Genomic DNA, 21498 nt, shown 5'->3' on the forward strand with positions numbered 1-21498 from the left:
ACCCATTGCCGCCTCCGTCGTGACGGACGCCTATGAATCACACGACCACCGAAAAGGGAATCCCTCGCGATTCCGCCCATCGTGAAGATGCTCTAGAGCTACGACTTGGGTCATCACTGCCATCCGCAGGATGTCCGAGCCCCCGACTGCACGGCCGAAGGAATCAACGGCCGCTTTTTGGACCGACGCCGGACGGCCTGAATGGCTGAAGTTGGGGCGGCAGCAGACACGCCCTGATCGTCGCGCCTCAATCCGCCGCCGCGGACTCCGGTTCGAACACATCCTTCTCCCAGTTCCGCACATAGGCCGAGCCGGTGGGGGCATCGATCAGGTGGACCCAGCTATCGTCGATGTTGAGCACCCGGCCGAGCGCAACGCATTCGATCGCGCGGGCGCCGATCGCTTCGTCTTCCAGCCCGCGATAGTCACCGCGGATGCGCCATCCGCTGTCGGGCGCGTCGCCGACGCTGGGGGGCAGCGGCAGCTCGCGGTAGAGATAATGGACCGCCGCACCCTGTTCGAGCACGCAGCTGTCGACCAGGCAACGCGCGTCATAATGGCGCCGTGCCGGGGCCGAGGGCGGGCGGACCGGGCGGTCCTCGCCCCAGCGCAGGTCGATCACGTCGCCGCGGCGGAACGCCACCTCGCGGCCGGGGCGGAGCTGGGGCATGTCGAGCGGCACATTGTCGAGCCGGCCCCACAGCTTCTCGCCCTCGGCGCGGGTGATTTCCACCCACATCCGCTCGGCGGCATAGTCGCGCGAGGGCGGACTGGACTGGAAGATCAGTTTGGCGAGATCGCCGGGGCGCAGCGCCAGCACCTCGTTCTCGCTGGGCAGAAAAAACGTGTAGGGCGCGGCCTCGGCCATCGGCCGGGGGTCGGCGATGGTGTAGCTACCGAACAGGCGCCGGTGCCAACGGTGGAGCATGTCGCGGATCGTACTCATCGCTTTCTACTCAACTCGCGCATCGCCGCATCGATCCCTGCAATCGTGAGAGGATACATGCGATCGCGCATCAGTTCGCGGATCATCGACACCGAGTGCGAATAGCCCCATTGCGCCTCGGGCAATACGTTGAGCCAGACGGTGGCGGGCCAGGTGTCGGTCACCCGCCGCAGCCAAATGGCGCCGGCCTCGTCGTTCAGATGCTCGACCGAGCCGCCGACCTGGGTGATCTCATAGGGGCTCATCGACGCGTCGCCGACGAAGATCACCTTATAGTCCGGGCCATATTTGTGGAGGAGGTCGGCGGTGCGGGTGCGCTCGGCGAAGCGGCGGCGATTGTCCTTCCACACGCCCTCGTAGAGGCAGTTGTGGAAGTAGAAGAATTCCAGGTTCTTGAACTCGCTGGTCGCCGCCGAGAACAGCTCCTCGCAGAGCTTGACGAACGGGTCCATCGATCCGCCCACGTCGAGGAAGAGCAGCAGCTTCACCGCATTGTGCCGCTCGGGCCGCATCTTCACGTCGAGCCAGCCTTGCCTTGCGGTGCCGGCAATCGTGCCGTCGATATCGAGTTCTTCCGCCGCGCCCTCGCGGGCGAAGCGGCGCAGGCGGCGCAGCGCCACCTTGATGTTGCGGGTGCCGAGCTCGCGCGTGGAATCGAGATTGCGATAGTCGCGCGCCTCCCACACCTTCACCGCGCGCTGGTGCTTGCCTTCGCCGCCGATCCGCACGCCTTCGGGGTTGTAGCCGCCATTGCCGAAGGGGGAGGTGCCGCCGGTGCCGATCCATTTGCTGCCGCCCTGGTGCCGCTCGTGCTGCTCGTTCAGCCGCTGCTGGAGCGTCTCCATCAGCTTGTCCCACGAGCCGAGCGCTTCGATCGCCGCCTTTTCCTCGTCGCTGAGATATTTGTCGGCGATCGCGCGGAGCCATTCCTCGGGGATATCGGCCGGGGCGACGCCGTAGCTCGAGGCGATGCCGCGGAATACCTTGGCGAAGACCTGGTCGAAGCGGTCGAGCAGCCCCTCGTCCTTCACATAGGTGGCGCGGGCGAGGAAGTAGAAGGCTTCGGGGGTCGGCTCGATCACCTGCGCGTCGAGCGCTTCGAGCAGCAGGAGGTGTTCCTTGAGGCTGGCAGGAATGCCCGCGGCGCGCAGTTCGTCGAGAAAGGCGAGGAACATGGCGCTAGACTAGGCCTGCGGGACGGGGCGCGTCCATTACGTTGCGCGCCGGAGGGCATGCGCCCGCCGCATGCTCATTTCTGTCGCCGCGCCATGAAGGCCAGCCGTTCGAACAGCATCACGTCCTGCTCGTTCTTGAGCAGCGCGCCGTGGAGCGGCGGGATCGCCTTGGTCGGGTCGCGAGACTGGAGGACCTCCAGCGGCATCTCCTCGTGGAGCAGCAGCTTCAGCCAGTCGAGCAGCTCGCTGGTCGAGGGCTTCTTCTTGATGCCGGGCACTTCGCGGATCTCGTAGAACAGGTCCATCGCGCGGCTGACCAGCAGCTTCTGGATGCCGGGGAAGTGGACGTCGACGATCGCCTGCATCGTGTCGCGATCGGGGAATTTGATATAGTGGAAGAAGCAGCGGCGCAGGAACGCGTCGGGCAGCTCCTTCTCGTTGTTCGAGGTGATCACCACGATCGGGCGCTCGGCGGCGCGGACATTCTCGCCGGTCTCGTAGACATGGAATTCCATGCGATCGAGTTCCTGGAGCAGGTCGTTCGGGAACTCGATATCGGCCTTGTCGATCTCGTCGATCAGCAGCACGGGGAGGGTGGGGCTGGTGAACGCCTCCCACAATTTGCCCTTGCGGATATAGTTGCCGATGTCGTGCACCCGCGGATCGCCGAGCTGGCCGTCGCGCAGCCGCGCCACCGCGTCATATTCGTAGAGGCCCTGCTGCGCCTTGGTGGTCGACTTGACGTTCCACTCGATCAGCGGCGCGTTCACCGCCCTGGCGATTTCGGTCGCCAGCACGGTCTTGCCGGTGCCGGGCTCGCCCTTGACGAGCAGCGGGCGGCGCAGCGTGACGGCGGCGTTGACCGCGACCTTCAGGTCCGCGGTGGCGACATAGCTCTGGGTACCTTCGAAGCGCATACGCAGAAGGTGGGCCGAACAGTGGCGGGATGCAACCCATCCCGAGGGGCAGGTCAGCCGCGGCTGCGGGCGCTCGCGCGAGCCTCGAGCAGGTCCCACAGGCCGCGATGCTGGGCGAAGACCTGTTGCGCGCCGAACAGCATCGCGCGCTCGTGCGCGGCTTCGCGGGCGAGGGCGTCGACCACGCTGACCGTCTCCTCGGGGATCGGCAGGCTTGCCGGTTTGGGATCGATGCCAAAGCTCGTCGCGGCGCGATCGAGCACCGCGCGGATCGCCACCCATTCGATCGCCAGCGCGATCGCGGCCCCGGTCGCGCAGCCGGCGCGGTCGGACTGGGCGAGCATGTCGAGCGCGTGGCGCTGCGCGGCGGCGGCGGCTTCGCTCTCGGCATGGCCTGGGGTGCTGGGCAGGGGGCCTACCGCGGCGACCAGCCGGACGAGATAGGCGCGCTCTGCGACGAAGGCGTCGGCGGCGGCTTCCAGCCACTCGCATTCGATCGGATGGCGCCCATGGCCGGCGGCATAGTCGACCAGCCCCGGGTGGCGGCCATGGAGCCGCGCGATATGGTGGACCGCGTCGGCCAGGTCGCGGCGGGGCAGGGCGGCGGCGCGAAGGGCGCGCAGATGCGGGTGGCGGGCGCTGCCGTCGGTCCCGGCCAGTGCGCCCATCGGGCCCCACGCGCCCGACAAATGCTCCAACGGTGCGGTATCCACGAGCATGACCTTCCTCATCTGGACAGTACCGCCCGCCATCGGCCGGTTCAGAGGAGATCGCACAGCGACGATACCGAAGCGCATAGAAAGATGGTTACGCCAGAATTAATCTTGAAAGACAGGATTTCGGCTCCCCACGCACCGCTGTCCCAAAAGAAAACGGCCCCGGGGGATGCCCGGGGCCGTTGTTCCTGTTCTTGGCCGATGCGCTTACTGGTCGAGGAAGCTGCGCATCTTGCGGCTGCGGCTCGGATGCTTGAGCTTGCGCAATGCCTTGGCCTCGATCTGGCGGATACGTTCGCGCGTCACCGAGAATTGCTGGCCGACTTCTTCCAGCGTGTGATCGGTGTTCATGCCGATGCCGAAGCGCATGCGCAGCACGCGCTCCTCGCGCGGGGTGAGGCTCGCAAGGACGCGGGTGACCGTTTCCTTGAGGTTCGCCTGGATCGCCGCGTCGACCGGGATGATCGCGTTCTTGTCCTCGATGAAGTCGCCCAGGTGGCTGTCTTCCTCGTCGCCGATCGGCGTTTCGAGGCTGATCGGCTCCTTGGCGATCTTCATCACCTTGCGCACCTTCTCGAGCGGCATGCTCAGGCGCTCCGCCATTTCCTCCGGTGTGGGCTCGCGGCCCTGCTCGTGGAGGAACTGGCGGCTGGTGCGGACCAGCTTGTTGATCGTCTCGATCATGTGCACCGGAATACGGATGGTGCGCGCCTGATCGGCGATGCTGCGGGTGATCGCCTGGCGGATCCACCAGGTCGCATAGGTGCTGAACTTGTAGCCGCGGCGATATTCGAACTTATCCACCGCCTTCATCAGGCCGATATTGCCCTCCTGGATGAGATCCAGGAACTGCAGGCCGCGATTGGTGTACTTCTTGGCGATCGAGATCACGAGGCGGAGATTGGCCTCGACCATCTCCTTCTTCGCGATGCGGGCCTCGCGCTCGCCCTTCTGCACCATGTTGACGATGCGGCGGAACTCGGTGAGCGTCATGCCCGTCGACTGGGCGATCTCGCTCATCTCGGTGCGGATGCGATCGACCGAGCTGCTCTCGTTCTCGACGAAGGCCTTCCACTTCTTGTCGAGACCCACCACCGTCGGCAGCCAGTTCTCGTCGAGCTCGTGGTCGACATAGCGGTCGAGGAAGTCCTTGCGGCTGACCTTGTGGCGCTCGGCGAGACGCAGCATCTGGCCACCCAGTGCCGTCAGGCGCCGGTTGAAGCTGTAGAGCTGGTCGACAAGATACTCGATCTTCGCCTGGTGGAACTGGACGCTCTCCACCTCGGCGGTCAGCTCCTCGCGGAGCTTGTTGTACTTCTTCTCTTCCGCCGCCGGGAAGTCCTCGCCGGCCGACATGGTGTCGAGCCGCTGCTGCTGGACCTTGCCGAACTTCTTGTAGATCGCGGTGATGTTGGCGAACTTCTCGAGCGCCTGCGGCTTGAGCTGCTCTTCCATCTGGGCGAGCGAGAGGGTGTTGTCCTCTTCCTCGTCGTCCGACGGACGCCGCGCGCGGCGTTCGGTCAGTTCGTCATCCTCGTCCGATGCGGTTTCCTCGGGCTCTTCCTCTTCCTTGAAGGTCGGGCCGGTGCTCGATTCGCTGATCTCGCCATTGTCGTCCTCGGCGCCCTCGACCTGCTCGGCCGACGGACCCTTGGAGAGCATGGCATCGAGATCGAGGATCTCGCGCAGCTGCATCGTGCCTTCGTTGAGCGCGGTCGACCAGCCGATGATCGCGTTGAACGTGATCGGCGACTCGCAGAGCCCCAGGATCATCGTGTCGCGGCCGGCCTCGATGCGCTTGGCGATGGCGATTTCACCCTCGCGGCTGAGCAGCTCCACGGCGCCCATTTCGCGAAGATACATGCGCACCGGATCGTCGGTGCGATCGACGGTTTCCTTCTTCTTCGCAATCTCGAAGGCGGGTGCGGAATCGTCGCTGGTGTCGGCGCTTTCCGAATCGTCCGCCGAATCGTCCTCGGATTCGGAATCCTCGCCGGCGTCCTCATTCTCGACGACGTTGATGCCCATGTCGTTGAGCGCGGCCATCACGTCCTCGATCTGCTCCGAGGACATCTGGTCCTGCGGCAGCATCTCGTTGAGCTGGTCGACGGTGATGTACCCGCGCTTTTTCGCACGCGCGACCAGCTTCTTGATCGAACCTTCGTTCAGATCGATCAGCGGCGCGTCACTCGTGTCTGCCGTGTCCGTGACGTCTGCCATGTTCGCCTTCGCCATCAAATCCCTCGAAACTCAGATGGCGGCAATTTTACACCGCCTCTATTCCTCAAAAACGCCGTCTTCCGCAAGCATCAGATTGGCAAGCCGTTCCTGAAGCTCCTGCCGTTGCCGCGAAAGCGCCACCTGGCGGGCGAACGCTTCCTCGGTGCCGTCGCGCATCAGCGCAGCAGTCGCCTCGGCGAGCGCCACATCGACGGCGGGCTGTGCCGCCATCACCGCGATCGCCTCGCCCAGATCCTCGCGCGCCTTCGTCACGTCGGCCGCGGGCCGCGTGAAGGTGAAGGGGAGCGTGTCTGCGCGGAGCAACTCGCTTGCCACTGAATCGAAACCGGACGACGCCAATATGGTGAGGAAATCCGCGCTATCAAGCTGACGCGACGCCGGATTGGTGAGCGCCACCTCGACAACGGCTTCGAATAGCCGCCCCAGCGCCCCCGATGCACTACGCAGACTCCCCAATATCTCCATGTGGCGGGCGATCTCGACCGGGTGGCGGATCAGCCCGGCGAGCACCGCGCGTGCCAATATGGGATCGAGCCCGCTCGCCTGCACGCCCTTGATCAGGTGCGAGGGCGGGGCCTCGGGCGGCTGCCAGCCGCCGCGGGCGTTGCGGGTGCCGCGCTGCTGCTGGCGGGCAGGGGCGGGGCCGCGCTGGTCGCGCCGGAACTCGCGCGGGCCGCGGCCGAACTGCTGGTCGGCACGGGCGCGAAATTCCGCGATATATTCATGCTTTACGTTCGGGTCTTGAATCTGCTCGGCAAGTTCGGTGAGGCGGCGCTTGAGCCCGGCGCGCTGCTCGGGCGTGTCGAGCGGGCCGGCGGCCACTTCGCTTGCCCAGAGGCGATCGACCAGCGGTTCGGGCCTGGCGAGCAGCGCCTCGAAGGCGGCCGGGCCCTGCGCGCGGACGAGGTCGTCCGGGTCGAGGCCCTGGGGGAGGGTGACGAAGGCGAGGCTGCGGCCGGGGGCGAGCATCGGCAGCGCGCGATGCGCGGCGCGGAGGGCTGCCTTCTGCCCGGCGCTGTCGCCGTCGAAGCAGAGCAGGGGCACTTCGGATAGCCGCCACAGCCGTTCGAGCTGGTGTTCGGTCAGCGCGGTGCCGAGCGGGGCGACGACTTCGCCGAAGCCCGCCTGGGCGAGGGCGATCACGTCCATATAGCCCTCGACCGCGATCACCCGGTCCGCCTTGCGTGAGGCTGCCTGGGCGCGATCGAGATTGTAGAGCGTGCGGCCCTTGTCGAAGAGCGGGGTCTCCGGAGAATTCAGGTATTTGGGCTCGCCTTCTCCGATGATTCTTCCACCGAACGCGATCGTCCGCCCGCGCACGTCGCGGATCGGGATCATCAGCCGCCCGCGGAAGCGGTCGTACGGCTCCTTCCCCTCGACGGCGATCAGCATGCCGGACTCGACCAGCATCGGATCGCCATAGGATTTCAGCGCCTCCTTGAGCTTGCCGCGCGAATCGGGTGCGAAGCCGAGGCCGAAGCTGCGGGCGGTCTCGGGCGCGATGCCGCGGCGCTGGAGCACGGCGCGCGCCTCGGCGCCTTCGATGCCGTTCAGCCGCTCGGTGAACCAGGTCGCGGCCTCGCCCATCAGCTCGTGCAGGCCCTTGGCGCGCTCGACCTTTTCGGCGGCGCGGCGGTCCTGCTCGGGCATGTCGAGCCCGGCGGCCTGCGCCAGCTCCTTCACCGCATCGATGAAGGGCAGGCCGCGCTGATCGGTCATCCAGCGGATCGCATCGCCATGCGCGCCGCAGCCGAAGCAATGGTAGAAGCCCTTGTCGTCGTTGACGTAGAAGCTGGGCGTCTTCTCGTTATGAAACGGGCAGCAGGCGCGGAATTCCTTGCCGGCGCGCTGCAGCTTCACCGATTTGGCGATGAGGGTGGACAGCGTGGTGCGGGCGCGGAGCTCGTCGAGAAAGGCGGGGGTGAGGGACATTAGTCGCGCCCCCTCCCGCTTGCGGGAGGGGGCTGGGGGGTGGGCCCCCGCTCACCACCAGGCGAGGCGGCCGTAAGAATGGCCTGCAACACGCCCTCCATATTCGACGTCAAATCATTGTTCCAAAAGCGCAGGACACGATAACCCTCCGCCTCGATCCGCCGCGTGCGCTCGGCATCGGCTGCGGTCATCTCGGCGTGCTGGCTGCCATCCAGTTCCACGACCAGCTTCGCCTTCCGGCACGCAAAGTCCGCGAAATGGCCAGCAATCGGCATCTGCCGGCTAAACTTGAACCCGCCAAGCTGCGACTTCCGCAGCTTCGACCACAGCAGCTCCTCCGCTGCCGTGGGATCGTTCCGCAGTTTGCGCGCCCGCTCGGTCGGCCTGTCCAGCCGGAAGCGGGGGCCCACCCCCCGGCCCCCTCCCGCTGGCGGGAGGGGGAGCGCAGAGCTGCCCCCGTCGTCCATCTTACGAAAGCGCCGCCTTCACCAGCGCGCTGGCCTTGCTCATGTCGAGCTGCGCGGCATGCCGCGCCTTCAGCTCGGCCATCACCCGGCCCATGTCCTTCATGCCCGACGCGCCCAGCTCGGCCTTGATCGCCTCGATCGCCGCCGTGGTCTCGGCTTCGCTCATCTGCTGCGGCAGGAAGCGCTCGATCACCACCACCTCGGCGGCCTCGGCATCGGCGAGTTCCTGGCGGTTGCCCTTCACATACATGTCGATCGATTCGCGACGCTGCTTGACCATCTTTTGCAGCACCTCGACGACCAGCACGTCGTCATCCTCGGGCGCCTTGCCGGTGCGGGCTTCGATGTCGCGGTTCTTGATCGCGCTCTGGATCAGGCGGATCGTGGCGGTCGACGCCTTGTCGCCGCCCTTCATGGCGGTAACCAGCGCAGCCTTGATGTCGTCGCGAATCATCGTTTCTCTCGATCTTTGTACGGGAAGCCGGGAACCATAGCGGACCTGCAAAAAACTTAACAGATTGACGCTGCGGCCATCGGGGTCTAGCGGGCGGCCCTTAGCAACATCGCAAACCCAAAGCAGGAGTGCCCGCCCCAAATGGCCGACGCCAAACCCTTGTCCATGCCCGTTGGAGCCACGGGCGTTCTGGTTCTGGCGAGCGGCGAGATATTGTGGGGTCGAGGATTCGGTGCCGAAGGCGATGCCGTCGGCGAAGTGTGCTTCCACACCGCGATGACCGGCTATCAGGAGATCATGACCGACCCGAGCTTCGCCGGTCAGATCATCAATTTCACCTTCCCGCACATCGGCAATGTCGGCGCCAACCCCGACGATATCGAGGCCGATGATCCGCACGCGCTGGGCATGATCGTCCGCGAGGACGTGACCGAGCCGTCGAACTTCCGCAGCACCGAGCATCTCGATGCATGGATGGCGAAGCACAACCGCATCGGCCTCTCGGGCATCGACACCCGCGCGCTGACCCGCCGCATTCGCCTGGGCGGCGCGCCGAACGGCGTGATCGCGCATTCGAAGTCGGGCACTTTCGACATCGACGCGCTGCTGGAGAAGGCACGCGCCTGGCCGGGGCTGGAGGGCATGGATCTCGCGATCACCGTGTCGTGCGAGACGCATTTCGGCTGGGAAGGCGGCGTGTGGAAGCTCGGCGCCGGCTATGACACCAGCCGCCCGGAGACCAAGCGCCCGCAGGTCGTCGCGATCGACTATGGTTCGAAGCGCAACATCTTCCGCAATCTGGTCCAGGCCGGCGCGGACGTGACCGTGCTCCCCGCCACCGCGACCTTCGAGCAGGTGATGGCGTTCAATCCGGACGGCTTCTTCCTCTCCAACGGCCCGGGCGATCCCGCCGCGACCGGCGAATATGCAGTGCCGGTGATCCGCCAGCTGCTCGAGACCGGCAAGCCGCTGTTCGGTATCTGCCTCGGCCACCAGCTGCTCGGTCTCGCGGTGGGTGCGGAGACCACCAAGATGTTCCAGGGCCATCGCGGTGCCAACCATCCGGTCAAACGGCTGGAAGACGGTGCGGTGGAGATCACCAGCATGAACCACGGCTTCGCCGTCGAGCGCGAGAGCCTGCCGGCCAATGCCCGCGAGACGCATGTATCGCTGTTCGACGGCTCCAACGCCGGCATCGAGCTCACCGACCGCCCGGCGTTCAGCGTGCAGTATCACCCGGAGGCCAGCCCCGGCCCGCAGGACAGCCTCTATCTGTTCGAGCGGTTCGTGGGGATGATGGCGTGAACCTCCCCCCGTTCGATCCGGCCCGCTTCGAAGAGGAGTGGGCGGCCGACAGGGACGTTCTCGAGAATCTCGCTGCCAATGGCGATAACGCAGCCGTCGCGCGGCCGATCGATGTGAGCTTCAAGGGCTCGGCGGACGCACTCGCCGCATTGGAAGATGCGGCCGAGGAGCTGGGCTTCACGGTGCTGGGCGACGAGACCTCCAAGGGCGGCGGTCGATGGCTCTTCCTGGAGCGCACCCAGCCGACCGACGAAACCTCGATCCGTGCCCTGACCGAACTTTGTCTGCGCATAGAAGCGCATTTCGGCCTCGAATATGATGGCTGGGGATGCGTCGCTGAAACTGGAATGAAACACTGATGCCCAAGCGTACCGACATCTCGTCCATCCTCGTCATCGGCGCCGGGCCGATCGTCATCGGTCAGGCGTGCGAGTTCGATTATTCGGGCACGCAGGCGATCAAGGCGCTCAAGGAAGAGGGCTATCGCATCGTCCTGGTCAATTCGAACCCGGCGACGATCATGACCGATCCCGAGCTGGCCGACGCGACCTATATCGAGCCGATCACGCCCGCGGTCGTCGCCAAGATCATCGAGAAGGAGCGGCCCGACGCCGTCTTGCCGACGATGGGCGGTCAGACCGCGCTCAACACCGCGCTGGCGCTGTTCCGCGACGGCACGCTGGAGAAGTTCGGCGTGACGATGATCGGCGCCGATGCCGATGCGATCGACAAGGCCGAGGACCGGCTGAAGTTCAAGGACGCGATGACCAAGATCGGGCTCGAAAGCGCCCGCTCGGCAATCGCGCACACCGAAGCCGAGGCGCTGACCGCGCTCGACTATGTCGGCTTGCCGGCGATCATCCGCCCCAGCTTCACCATGGGCGGATCGGGCGGCGGCATCGCCTATAATCGCGAGGAGTTCATCGCGATCGTGCGCTCGGGCCTCGACCTGTCGCCGACCACCGAGGTGCTGATCGAGGAATCGCTGCTCGGCTGGAAGGAATATGAGATGGAGGTCGTCCGGGATCGGAACGACAATGCCATCATCGTCTGCTCGATCGAGAATATCGATCCGATGGGCACGCACACCGGGGATTCGATCACCGTCGCGCCGGCGCTGACGCTGACCGACAAGGAATACCAGATCATGCGCAACGCATCGATCGCGTGTCTCCGGGAGATCGGCGTCGAGACCGGCGGCTCGAACGTGCAGTTCGCGGTCAATCCGAAGGACGGCCGCCTGATCGTGATCGAGATGAACCCGCGCGTCAGCCGCTCCTCGGCGCTGGCCTCCAAGGCGACCGGCTTCCCGATCGCCAAGGTCGCCGCCAAGCTGGCGGTGGGCTATACGCTCGACGAGATCGACAACGACATCACGGGCGCGACACCGGCGAGCTTCGAGCCGACGATCGATTACGTCGTCACCAAGATCCCGCGCTTCGCCTTCGAGAAGTTCAAGGGCGCCGAGGCGGTGCTGGGCACGGCGATGAAGTCGGTCGGCGAAGTGATGGCGATCGGCCGCTCGATCCACGAATCGATCCAGAAGGCGCTGCGCGGGCTGGAGACCGGCCTCAGCGGCTTCAACGATGTCGACCGGCTGGTCGGCGCGCCGCGCGACGTGATCGAGGCGGCGCTGACCGTCCGCTCGCCCGACCGGCTGCTGATCGCCGCGCAGGCGATGCGCGAGGGCTTCAGCCTGAAGGACGTCCAGCGCTTCACCAGCTACGACCCCTGGTTCCTCGAGCGGATCGCCGAGATCCTCGACGCCGAGAAGGACGTCGCCACTAACGGCCTGCCGCAGGACGCGGCCGGCATGCGCCGCCTCAAGGCGATGGGCTTCAGCGACAAGCGGCTCGCCTATCTGGCGCTCAAGTCGGTCAATCTCCGCGCGGGCAGCGAAGTCATGGCGCGCAGCTCGGGGCTGATCGGCGAAGTGGCCAACGCCATCTCCGGCGGCGTGACCGAGGCCGAGGTGCGCAAGCTGCGCCACCGGCTGGGCGTGCGCCCGGTGTTCAAGCGGATCGACACCTGCGCGGCCGAGTTCGAGGCGAAGACGCCATACATGTACTCGACCTATGAGGCGCCCAGCTTCGGCGAGCCCGAGAACGAGGCCGAGCCGAGCGACCGTCGCAAGGTGGTGATCCTCGGTGGTGGCCCGAACCGGATCGGGCAGGGGATCGAGTTCGACTATTGCTGCTGCCACGCCTGCTTCGCGCTGGCGGATGCGGGCTATGAGACGATCATGGTCAACTGCAATCCGGAGACGGTGAGCACCGACTATGACACCTCGGACCGGCTCTATTTCGAGCCGCTGACTGCCGAGGACGTGCTCGAGATCCTCGAGGTCGAGAAGTCCAAGGGCGAACTGGTCGGCGTGATCGTCCAGTTCGGCGGCCAGACCCCGCTCAACCTCGCCAAGGCGCTGGAGGATGCGGGCATCCCGATCCTCGGCACCAGCCCGGATGCGATCGACCTGGCCGAGGACCGCGAGCGCTTCGCCGATCTCGTCGCCAAGCTGGGCCTCAAGCAGCCGATGAACGGCATCGCGCGCAGCCGCGACGAGGCGGTGCGGGTGGCCGAGCGGATCGGCTACCCCGTGCTGATGCGGCCGAGCTATGTGCTGGGCGGCCGGGCGATGGAGATCGTCGACAGCCTCCAGCAGCTCGACGACTATATCCAGACCGCGGTGCAGGTCTCGGGCGACTCGCCGGTGCTGATCGACCAGTATCTGCGCGATGCGATCGAGGTGGACGTGGACGCGATCGCCGACGGCACCGATGTGGTGGTCGCGGGCGTGCTCCAGCATATCGAGGAAGCCGGCGTCCATTCGGGCGACAGCGCCTGCTCGATCCCGCCCTATAGCCTGCCCGCCGAGATCATCGCCGAGATCGAGCGCCAGACCGTGGCGCTGGCGCGTGCGCTCAAGGTCAAGGGGCTGATGAACATCCAGTTCGCGGTCAAGGACGGCGAGGTCTACCTCATCGAGGTCAACCCGCGCGCCAGCCGCACCGTGCCGTTCGTCGCCAAGGCGATCGGTGCGCCGATCGCCAAGATCGCCAGCCGCGTGATGGCGGGCGAGAAGCTGGCCAACCTGCCCAAGATCGACCGCGACATCGATTATATCGCGGTCAAGGAAGCGGTGTTCCCCTGGGCGCGCTTCCCCGGCGTCGATCCGGTGCTGTCGCCCGAGATGAAGTCGACCGGCGAAGTGATGGGCATCGACAAGGACTTCGCGACCGCCTTCGCCAAGTCGCAGCTCGGCGCGGGCACGGTGCTGCCCGACGGCGGTACGGTGTTCGTCAGCGTCAAGCAGGGCGACAAGGCGGTGGTGCTGCCCGGCGTGAAGATCCTGGCCGATCTCGGCTTCAAGATCATCGCGACCAGCGGCACGGCCGAGTTCCTCGCCGCCGAGGGCATCGCGGTGGAGACGGTGAACAAGGTGGCCCAGGGCCGTCCGCACATCGTCGACCGCATCCAGGACGGCGACGTCGCGCTGATCTTCAACACCACCGAAGGCTGGCAGTCGCTCAAGGACTCGATGAGCATCCGCGCCTCGGCGCTGGCGCAGAAGGTGCCGTATTTCACCACCGCGCCGGGCAGCGTCGCCGCAGCGCGGGCGATCGCGGCGATGCGGAGCAATCCGATCGAGGTGCAGCCGATCCAGGCGTACTTCGCGTCGCGGGGGTAAGGTCTGCTTCTAAGCCCCTCCTCCTTGGAGGAGGGGTTGGGGTGGAGGGATTCCAGAACGTTGGTCGGTCTCGGTGAGACACAGCCCCACCCCAACCCCTCCCCTAAAGGGGAGGGGCTTAGTTGGCTAAATCTTGCGTTTTCCGCCCCCCGCCTTGATGTTTTTCGCCTCGCGACTTACTATTCGCGTTCGCACAATGGATTTCCCCAACCGATGTAAGTGTGCGGACGTCGTTTTCGGGCGACGGTCGGTGCCGGGGGCGTATTGAAGGACAAGGGCGTTATGGCGACCGTCGAGAAGATGCCGATGCTGGCGGAAGGCTATCAGAAGCTCAGCGAAGAGCTGAAGCGGCTGAAGGCCGAGCGGCCGTTGATCGTGGATGCGATCGAGGAAGCGCGCGCGCACGGGGATCTCTCCGAAAACGCCGAGTATCACGCCGCCAAGGAGCGCCAGGGCCAGGTGGAGGCGACCATCGCCGACATCGAGGACAAGCTGAGCCGCGCCCAGATCATCGATCCCAAGGAGCTTTCGGGCGACAAGGTCGTGTTCGGCGCGACCGTGACGCTGCTCGACGAGGACGACAAGCCGGTCACCTACCAGATCGTGGGTCAGACCGAGGCGGATGCGAGCAAGGGCCGCATCTCGTACAACTCGCCGATCGGCCGCGCGCTGATCGGCCGCAAGGTCGACGAAGAGGTCGAGGTGTCGGTGCCGGCGGGCGACCGCTATTATCTGGTCTCCAAGGTCGAATTCATCTGAGGCCTGCGATGCGAAGGGTCAGCGCCACGACGGTGATCGTCGCCGTCACGGTGGCGGTGAGCCTGATCGCCAATTTCGCGCCCAATGCGGCGCAGATCCAGTACGCGGCGGGGTTCATCCCGGCGCGGCTTTCCGGCGGGCTGATCCTGCCGGGGCCGGTGGTGCCGGTATGGCTGACCCCGCTCAGTTCGGCGCTGATCCATGGCGGCCTCGCCCATCTCGGCATGAACATGCTGATGCTTGCCTTTACCGGCCGCGAGGCCGAGCGGGCGATCGGCGCCAAGGGGCTGGTGACGCTCTACCTGATCGGCGCCTATGCCGCGTGCGGGGCGCAGTGGCTGGCGGGGCCGATGTCGACCGCACCGATGATCGGCGCGAGCGGGGCGAGCTCGGCGGTGGTCGGCGCCTATTCGCTGCTCTACGGCCGCCAGCGCGCCAAGGCGATCGGGCCGATCCCGGCGCAGGTCGTCCACATCGCCTGGCTCGCCGCGGCCTGGGTGGGCGTCAATCTGCTGATGGGTTTCGCGTTCCTCCAGGGCGGCGTGACCGTCGCGATCTGGGCGCATATCGGCGGCTTCCTGCTCGGCCTAGCGCTGGCCCGGCCGATGCTGCTCTGGCGCTGGCGCCACGCGTAAGCGCTTCTTCTGCTGTCATCCCGGCGAAAGCCGGGATCCAGTCGCCTCTCCTTATTAGCAAGCGCCTCAGCGGTGACCCCAATGGATCCCGGCTTTCGCCGGGATGACGAGGGTTTAAGCTTTCCGCTGCGCGATGTGCCGGTCGATCACATGGCCGAGCACGGTCATTGGCACGTTGCCGCCGAGCAGCAGCGCGTCGTTGAAGGCGCGGAAGTCGAACTTGTCGCCGAGCGCGGTCTTGGCCTGCGTCCGCAGCCGGTTGATCGCGGTGTGGCCCACCTTGTAGCCGCAGGCTTGGCCCGGCCAGGAGCAATAGCGGTCGACCTCGCCCTGCACCTCGTCCTCGGACGAGCCATTGGCCTCGACGAACCAGCGGATCGCCTGTTCGCGCGTCCAGCGCTTGGCGTGGAGCCCGCTGTCCACCACCAGCCGGCACGCTCGGAAGCCCAGCGACTGGAGATAGCCGAGCTTGGCCGCCGGGTTCTCGGCATAGACGCCCAACTCGTCGCCCAGCTGCTCGGCATAGAGCGCCCAACCCTCCGAATAAGCGTTGAACTGCAGGAGCGAGCGGATCAGCGGCATCTTGAAGGTATATTCGCCCTGCCAGGCATGGCCGGGGATCGCCTCGTGATAGGCGAGGTCGGGCAGGCTGAACCGCGTCCAGATGCCGGTCGAGCGCAGGTTGACCCAGAGCCGACCGGGCACCTTGCCGTCGATCGTGCCGGGGCCGCCATAGGCGCCTGCCGCGCCTGCTTCCTCCACCAGGGGAATGCGCTTCACCTCGACATTGCCCGGCACCAGCGTGTGGAACGCCTGCGGCATGCGGCCACGCATGTCGTCGATGCTCTTCTGGAGGATCTGGATGATCTCGGCGCGGCCCGCGTCGTTTTCCGGGAAGGCGAAGCGCTTGTCGGTGGCGAGCCCGCGCATCCGTGCGCCGACCGAACCCTGGGTATAGCCGAGCGTCTTGAGGATGGTGTCCATTTCGGCCTGGAGCTCGGCGAGCTGCGCCTTACCCATCGCATGGACCTCGTCGGGCGACATCGTCGTGGTGGTGCCGGCGCTCAGCGCCCAGGCATAATAGGCGTCGCCGTCCTTGAACTTCCACACGCCGGCATCGGAGGTGGCGCGGGCGCGCTGCTTCTCCAGCTCGGCGATCTGGCGGTCTAGGGCAGGGCCGACCTGCTCGGCGGCGATCTTGGTCGCGCGGGCCTCGTAATCGCCCGGCATCTTGGCGGTCCGCTTGGCGAGCGAGGTCACCACGTCCCACTTTGCCGGATCGCCGCTGCGGGCGAGGCGGATCTGCTTGAGGCATTTGTCGAGTAGGAAGTCGGGCGCGATCACGCCGACGCTCGCCGCCTGCTGGAGCCGCACCGTCTCGCCGTCGAGCGCGGCGGCATAGGCGACGAGCCGGTCGCAATAGGCATCGGCGTCATCGCGTGTCGCGATCTGGTGGTCGCTGTCGAGCGTCTTGGGCACGTCGATATAGGCGCCGACATTCTGGATCACGACATAGGGCGTGTTCCGCCAGCTCCCCACCGCGACGTCGCCATAGGGGAAGGCCATGCCCTTGAGGCCGTTTTCATAGGCGGTCTGGATCACGTCGAGATGGACGCGCATCTCGGGGCTGACCGCGTTGACGTCGATCCGCGCGATGTCGGCGAGCGTTGCCTTCAGGTGTGCGGCCATCTTGGCGACGCCCGCGGGCGTGCGGTCGCCAAGCCGGTGCTTGAGGGCGGCGCGCGCACCCTTGTCGATGCCGAGCCCGGTCGCGCCCTCGGGGTTGAGCACCAGCAGCGCTTCGGCCGTACGATCGATCAGCGCCTGGGCCTGGGCCTGGGCTTCGGCAGGGCTGGCGGCAAGCGCCGGGTGTGCCGCGGCGGAAGTGGCGAGCAGGGCGCTCGATCCGAGCAGCACGTCGCGACGGGTAGTTTGCATCAATTCGACCTCGGTTTGTTTTCAGTTCTGGGGAAGGGTGGGAAGCGGCTCGACCCGCAGCGTCGCGCCGGTGGCGCCGGTGATCCGCACGCGGCTGCCGGCGGGGGCATCGGGACCCCGTGCAGGCCATTCGCCATCGCCGACGCTCACGCGGCCGCCATGATCGCTCACCGGCTCGACGACGGTGACGACCTCGCCGACCAGCCGGGCGACGCGATCGTTGAGCAGCGGATCGGCGCTCTGCACCGGAAAGTCCTGATACCAGCGCCGGCCGATCAGCACGGCGACGGCCGACCAGCCGGCAAAGCCGAGCAACTGCCCGGCGATCGGCAGGTCCGGGAACAGCAATGCCAACGCGCCCGTGATCGCCGCAGCAACGGCGAGGAACACCAGGAACACGCCCGGCACCACCAGCTCGGCGATCCCCAGCGCCACCGCGGCGATCAACCAGAGCAAAGGCGGGTGCTGCAGCCAGTCCAACGCTGCGATCAATCCTGCTGGTCGAACGGGCCCGGGCGGCGGGCCGGCGGCGCGGGCGGGGCAGGGGGCTTGGGCGCGCCACCCGACAGCGCATCCCTGGCCAGCTCGCCGATGCCGCCCAGCGTGCCGATCAACTGCGTCGCCTCGACCGGGAACAGGATCGTCTTGGCGTTGGGCGAGGTCGCGAACTTGCCGACTGCCTCAACGTACTTCTGCGCGATGAAATAGTTGAGCGAGGCGGCGCTGCCGGACTCGATCGCGTCCGACACCAGCCGGGTCGCCTCCGCCTCCGCCTGGGCGGCGCGCTCGCGGGCCTCGGCGTCGCGGAAGGCGGATTCGCGGCGGCCCTCGGCCTCCAGGATCCGCGCCTGCTTCTGGCCCTCGGCGCGCAGGATCTCCGACTGGCGGCTGCCTTCGGCCTCGAGGATGTTGGCGCGCTTCTCGCGCTCGGCCTTCATCTGGCGGCCCATCGCGTTGACGATGTCCGCCGGCGGGCGGATGTCCTTGATCTCGACGCGGGTGATCTTCACGCCCCAGGGCGTCGTCGCGTGGTCGACCACCGAGAGCAGCCGCGCGTTGATCTCGTCGCGCTTGGACAGCGTCTCGTCCAGGTCCATCGAGCCCATCACGGTGCGCAAATTGGTCGTCGTCAGCTGGAGCAGCGCGACATAGAGGTCCGACACTTCATAGGCGGCCTTGGCGGCATCGAGCACCTGGAAGAACACCACCCCGTCGGTGGAGATCATCGCATTGTCTTTGGTGATGATTTCCTGGCCGGGGATGTCGATCACCTGCTCCATCATGTTCACCTTGCGGCCGACACGATAGAAAAAGGCGGGGTAGAAGTTGAAGCCGGGCGCGGCGACGGTGGTGAAGCGGCCGAAATGCTCGATCGTGTACTGATAGCCCTGGGTCACGATCTTGACGCTGGCCAGCAGGTAGAACAGCACCAGCGCCACCAGCCCGGCCAGAAACACGAAAAGCACGTCCATACGCCCCGACTCCCCTCGCAATGGGTCCTAGTGCTAGCATAGAGAACGTCCATGACCAGCATGGCTCTCGCCCCCCGCACCGCCCTGTTCCTGCCCGCGTCGAACCCGCGCGCGATTGCCAAGGCGCGCACGCTCGCCTGCGACATGGTGATCCTCGACCTAGAGGATGCGGTGAAGCCCGAGGACAAGGACGCGGCCCGCGAAGCGGCCGTTGCGGCGATGGCGGAGGGCTTTGGAGAACGGATCGCCGCCATCCGGATCAATGGCGTCGATGCGGCGGAGCACGAGGCCGATCTTGCCGCGGCCGCGCGCTCGGCGGCGGATCTGATCGTCGTTCCCAAGGTGGAGGATGCCGCGAGCGCCGCGCGGATCGCCGCGACGGTCGGCAAGCCGCTACTGGCGATGATCGAGACGCCGGCCGGGGTGCTGGCCGCCGCGGCCATCGCTGCACTGTCGGGCGTCGCAGGGCTGATTGCCGGGACCAACGACCTCAAGGCCAGTCTCGGCATCCCGTCGGCGGCAGGGCGGGGCGGGCTGTCGCTGGCGCTGCAGACCGTGGTGCTGGCGGCGCGGGCCGGGAACGCCTGGGCGCTTGACGGCGTGTTTAACGCGCTCGCCGATGCCGAGGGGCTCGCCGCCGAATGCCGCGAGGGGCGGGCGCTGGGCTATGACGGCAAGACGCTGATCCATCCCGGACAGATCGCGGTCGCCGCGGAGGCCTTTGGCGCGTCCGCCGAGGAGATCGCCGATGCGCGTGCGTTGCTCGCCGCCGCCCAGGGCGGTGCCGAGCGGTTCCGCGACCGGATGATCGAGGCGATGCACGTGGCGCAAGCCCGACTTCTTCTTCAACGTGCTGGCGAAGCCGAATAAATCGCGGATCCCGCAACCGCTCTGCCCGCGGTTCATCTATGTCTATTGTATGGGCAATCTGCACGAGCTCGACAGGACGCTGCTCCAGGCGATCGGGGCGATCGAGGCATTGCTCGCCTTGCCCTGCTGCGACGTCGCCGAGCTCTCCCGTATCCGCTACCAGACCGCGCGCGCCGTAGCAGCCCGCCGCCGAGCGATGGACCTGCTGTTCAACGGCGCAATGGCGGAAGGCGGCGCACGCGCCGAGGCAGTGCAGTCGCTCCGTGCCGGCAATTTCGAGATGCGGATGTTCTACACCGATCACACCATCGCCTGGCCCACCGCGCGCGCCGTGGCCGAGTGGCCGGCCTATGTCGCCGCCTCGCGCAAGCTCGCCGCGGTGATCCGGCGGCAGGTGGAGGCGGAACGCGCGCTGCTCTATCCGGAACAGCCGCGCGTCGACGCCTGACGCTGCCCCCTAGCGCATCCGCACCCTTGCGGTTACATGGGCCGCCAACATTCGACTCAAGGATTTGGCGCACCCCCATGGAAATCCCTCTCGGCCTCACGTTCGACGACGTCCTCCTCTATCCGGGCGAATCCGAAATCGTGCCGAGCATGGCGGATACGCGCACCCAGGTGACCAAGGGCCTCGCGCTCAACATCCCGATCCTCTCCTCGGCGATGGACACCGTCACTGAAACCGACATGGCGATCGTGATGGCGCAGCTCGGCGGCATCGGCGTGCTCCACCGCAACATGGAAGTAGAGGAGCAGGTGGAGGCGGTCCGCCTGGTCAAGCGCTTCGAGAGCGGCATGGTGGTCAACCCGATCACCATGGCACCCACCGGCACCCTCGCCGAAGCGCAGGCGCTGATGGCGCGCCACCGGATCAGCGGCATTCCTATCGTCGAGGCCGACGGCAAGCTGGTCGGCATCCTCACCAACCGCGACGTCCGCTTCGCGGAGAATCCCAACCAGCTCGTCTCGGAGCTGATGACGCACCAGAACCTCGCCACCGTGAAGTTGGGCGTCGCGCAGGAAGAGGCGCGCCGGCTGCTCCACCAGCGCCGGATCGAGAAGCTGCTGGTGGTCGACGACGCCTATCGCTGCGTCGGCCTGATCACGGTGAAGGACATTGAAAAGGCCGTCACCTATCCGCACGCCACCAAGGACGCGACCGGCCGCCTGTGCGTCGCCGCGGCGACCACGGTGGGCGAGAAGGGCTTTGCCCGCACCGAGGCGCTGGTCGATGCCGAAGTCGACCTGATCGTGATCGACACCGCGCACGGCCACAACAAGGACGTCAGCCGCGCGGTCGAGCGGGTGAAGAAGCTCTCCAACCGCGTCCAGGTGATCGCCGGCAACATCGCCACCGCCGAGGCCGCACGCGCGCTGATCGGTGCGGGTGCGGACGGGCTCAAGGTCGGCATCGGCCCGGGCTCGATCTGCACCACCCGCGTCGTCGCCGGCGTCGGCGTGCCGCAGCTCACCGCGGTGATGGACGCCGCCAACGAAGCCGCCAAGTCGGGCATTCCGGTGATCGCCGATGGCGGCATCCGCACCTCGGGCGACATCGCTAAGGCGCTTGCCGCCGGCGCCAGCGCCGCGATGATCGGCTCGCTGCTCGCCGGCACGGAGGAAGCACCGGGCGAGACCTTCCTGTACCAGGGCCGCGCTTACAAGTCGTACCGCGGCATGGGCTCGGTCGGCGCGATGGCTAAGGGTTCGGCCGACCGCTATTTCCAGCAGGACATCAAGGACCAGCTCAAGCTCGTCCCCGAGGGCATCGAGGGCCAGGTGCCGTACAAGGGTCCGGCGCGCGACGTGATCCACCAGCTGGTCGGGGGCGTGAAGGCGTCGATGGGCTATGTCGGCGCGGCGACGCTGCCCGAGTTCCAGAAGAAGGCGCGCTTCGTTCGCATCACCAATGCGGGCCTCAAGGAAAGCCACGTCCACGACGTAACGATCACCCGCGAGGCGCCCAACTATCCGACGCGCTGA

Annotated in this window: 19 protein-coding genes; 8 read left to right on the forward strand and 11 right to left on the reverse strand. The window is 66.7% G+C overall.

All coding sequences use genetic code 11. The annotated features are described in order from the left end of the window. Positions 1-247: 247 nt before the first annotated feature. The 8 genes from ABIC35_RS03860 to ABIC35_RS03895 form a co-directional block, all read right to left on the reverse strand. Positions 248-946, reverse strand: a complete 699-nt coding sequence (locus ABIC35_RS03860; protein WP_121076829.1) for an immunity protein Imm33 domain-containing protein — start codon at positions 944-946, stop codon at positions 248-250. Then, positions 943-2121 carry a vWA domain-containing protein gene (locus tag ABIC35_RS03865; protein WP_121076831.1) on the reverse strand — a complete coding sequence of 393 codons (1179 nt, stop codon included), beginning with the start codon at positions 2119-2121 and terminating at the stop codon, positions 943-945. Before ABIC35_RS03865 ends, ABIC35_RS03860 begins: the two co-directional genes overlap by 4 nt. A gap of 74 nt (positions 2122-2195) precedes the next feature. After that, the gene (locus tag ABIC35_RS03870; RefSeq protein ID WP_121076833.1) at positions 2196-3038 is read right to left on the reverse strand and encodes an AAA family ATPase; all 843 of its coding nucleotides are present in this window, start codon (positions 3036-3038) and stop codon (positions 2196-2198) included. A gap of 53 nt (positions 3039-3091) precedes the next feature. Further along, on the reverse strand, positions 3092-3757 hold the full coding sequence (locus ABIC35_RS03875; RefSeq protein WP_121079357.1) for a DUF6975 family protein: 666 nt from the start codon (positions 3755-3757) through the stop codon (positions 3092-3094). Between the two features lie 204 nt (positions 3758-3961). Further along, positions 3962-5989, reverse strand: a complete 2028-nt coding sequence (gene rpoD / locus ABIC35_RS03880) for an RNA polymerase sigma factor RpoD (protein ID WP_121076835.1) — start codon at positions 5987-5989, stop codon at positions 3962-3964. Positions 5990-6031: 42 nt separating this feature from the next. Next, positions 6032-7927 carry a DNA primase gene (gene dnaG / locus ABIC35_RS03885; RefSeq protein ID WP_121076836.1) on the reverse strand — a complete coding sequence of 632 codons (1896 nt, stop codon included), beginning with the start codon at positions 7925-7927 and terminating at the stop codon, positions 6032-6034. Next, on the reverse strand, positions 7927-8337 hold the full coding sequence (locus ABIC35_RS03890; protein ID WP_354278313.1) for an endonuclease domain-containing protein: 411 nt from the start codon (positions 8335-8337) through the stop codon (positions 7927-7929). Before ABIC35_RS03890 ends, dnaG begins: the two co-directional genes overlap by 1 nt. Positions 8338-8395: 58 nt before the next feature. Then, positions 8396-8848: a GatB/YqeY domain-containing protein gene (locus ABIC35_RS03895; RefSeq protein ID WP_121076840.1), complete on the reverse strand. Its 453-nt coding sequence runs from the start codon at positions 8846-8848 to the stop codon at positions 8396-8398. A 141-nt stretch (positions 8849-8989) separates the two neighbouring features. Between ABIC35_RS03895 and carA the strand changes: the two genes are divergently transcribed. The 5 genes from carA (at position 8990) to ABIC35_RS03920 (ending at position 15235) form a co-directional block, all read left to right on the forward strand. Beyond that, positions 8990-10153 carry a glutamine-hydrolyzing carbamoyl-phosphate synthase small subunit gene (carA, locus tag ABIC35_RS03900; RefSeq protein WP_121076842.1) on the forward strand — a complete coding sequence of 388 codons (1164 nt, stop codon included), beginning with the start codon at positions 8990-8992 and terminating at the stop codon, positions 10151-10153. After that, positions 10150-10512, forward strand: a complete 363-nt coding sequence (locus ABIC35_RS03905) for a ribonuclease E inhibitor RraB (protein WP_121076844.1) — start codon at positions 10150-10152, stop codon at positions 10510-10512. The genes carA and ABIC35_RS03905 overlap by 4 nt, the downstream gene beginning before the upstream one ends. Beyond that, positions 10512-13841: a carbamoyl-phosphate synthase large subunit gene (carB, locus tag ABIC35_RS03910; protein ID WP_121076845.1), complete on the forward strand. Its 3330-nt coding sequence runs from the start codon at positions 10512-10514 to the stop codon at positions 13839-13841. Before ABIC35_RS03905 ends, carB begins: the two co-directional genes overlap by 1 nt. Positions 13842-14123: 282 nt before the next feature. Next, entirely contained in the window at positions 14124-14600 is a 477-nt protein-coding gene (greA, locus tag ABIC35_RS03915; protein ID WP_121079359.1) for a transcription elongation factor GreA, read from the forward strand. Positions 14601-14608: 8 nt separating this feature from the next. Then, a complete protein-coding gene (locus ABIC35_RS03920; RefSeq protein ID WP_121076849.1) occupies positions 14609-15235 on the forward strand; it encodes a rhomboid family intramembrane serine protease in 627 nt (208 codons plus the stop codon). 114 nt (positions 15236-15349) lie between these two features. On the opposite strand, the gene ABIC35_RS03925 is transcribed toward ABIC35_RS03920, so the two are convergent. Genes ABIC35_RS03925 through ABIC35_RS03935 form a run of 3 tightly spaced genes read right to left on the reverse strand, consistent with a single transcriptional unit; the run spans position 15350 to position 18645 of the window. Continuing rightward, positions 15350-17173 (reverse strand): DUF885 domain-containing protein, encoded by a 1824-nt coding sequence (locus tag ABIC35_RS03925; protein WP_121076851.1) that lies wholly within the window; start codon positions 17171-17173, stop codon positions 15350-15352. Between the two features lie 21 nt (positions 17174-17194). After that, positions 17195-17665, reverse strand: a complete 471-nt coding sequence (locus tag ABIC35_RS03930) for an NfeD family protein (RefSeq protein WP_354278314.1) — start codon at positions 17663-17665, stop codon at positions 17195-17197. Further along, positions 17662-18645: an SPFH domain-containing protein gene (locus ABIC35_RS03935; RefSeq protein ID WP_121076855.1), complete on the reverse strand. Its 984-nt coding sequence runs from the start codon at positions 18643-18645 to the stop codon at positions 17662-17664. Before ABIC35_RS03935 ends, ABIC35_RS03930 begins: the two co-directional genes overlap by 4 nt. A 51-nt stretch (positions 18646-18696) precedes the next feature. On the opposite strand from ABIC35_RS03935, the gene ABIC35_RS03940 reads away from it, so the two are divergent. From ABIC35_RS03940 to guaB, 3 genes are all read left to right on the forward strand, one after another. Then, positions 18697-19515 (forward strand): HpcH/HpaI aldolase/citrate lyase family protein, encoded by an 819-nt coding sequence (locus ABIC35_RS03940; RefSeq protein ID WP_121076857.1) that lies wholly within the window; start codon positions 18697-18699, stop codon positions 19513-19515. A gap of 49 nt (positions 19516-19564) precedes the next feature. After that, positions 19565-19963 carry a hypothetical protein gene (locus ABIC35_RS03945; protein WP_121079360.1) on the forward strand — a complete coding sequence of 133 codons (399 nt, stop codon included), beginning with the start codon at positions 19565-19567 and terminating at the stop codon, positions 19961-19963. A 77-nt stretch (positions 19964-20040) separates the two neighbouring features. Next, a complete protein-coding gene (guaB, locus tag ABIC35_RS03950) occupies positions 20041-21498 on the forward strand; it encodes an IMP dehydrogenase (protein WP_121076859.1) in 1458 nt (485 codons plus the stop codon).

Origin of the sequence: Sphingomonas trueperi (assembly GCF_040545965.1) — a bacterium.
Lineage (GTDB): Bacteria > Pseudomonadota > Alphaproteobacteria > Sphingomonadales > Sphingomonadaceae > Sphingomonas > Sphingomonas trueperi_C.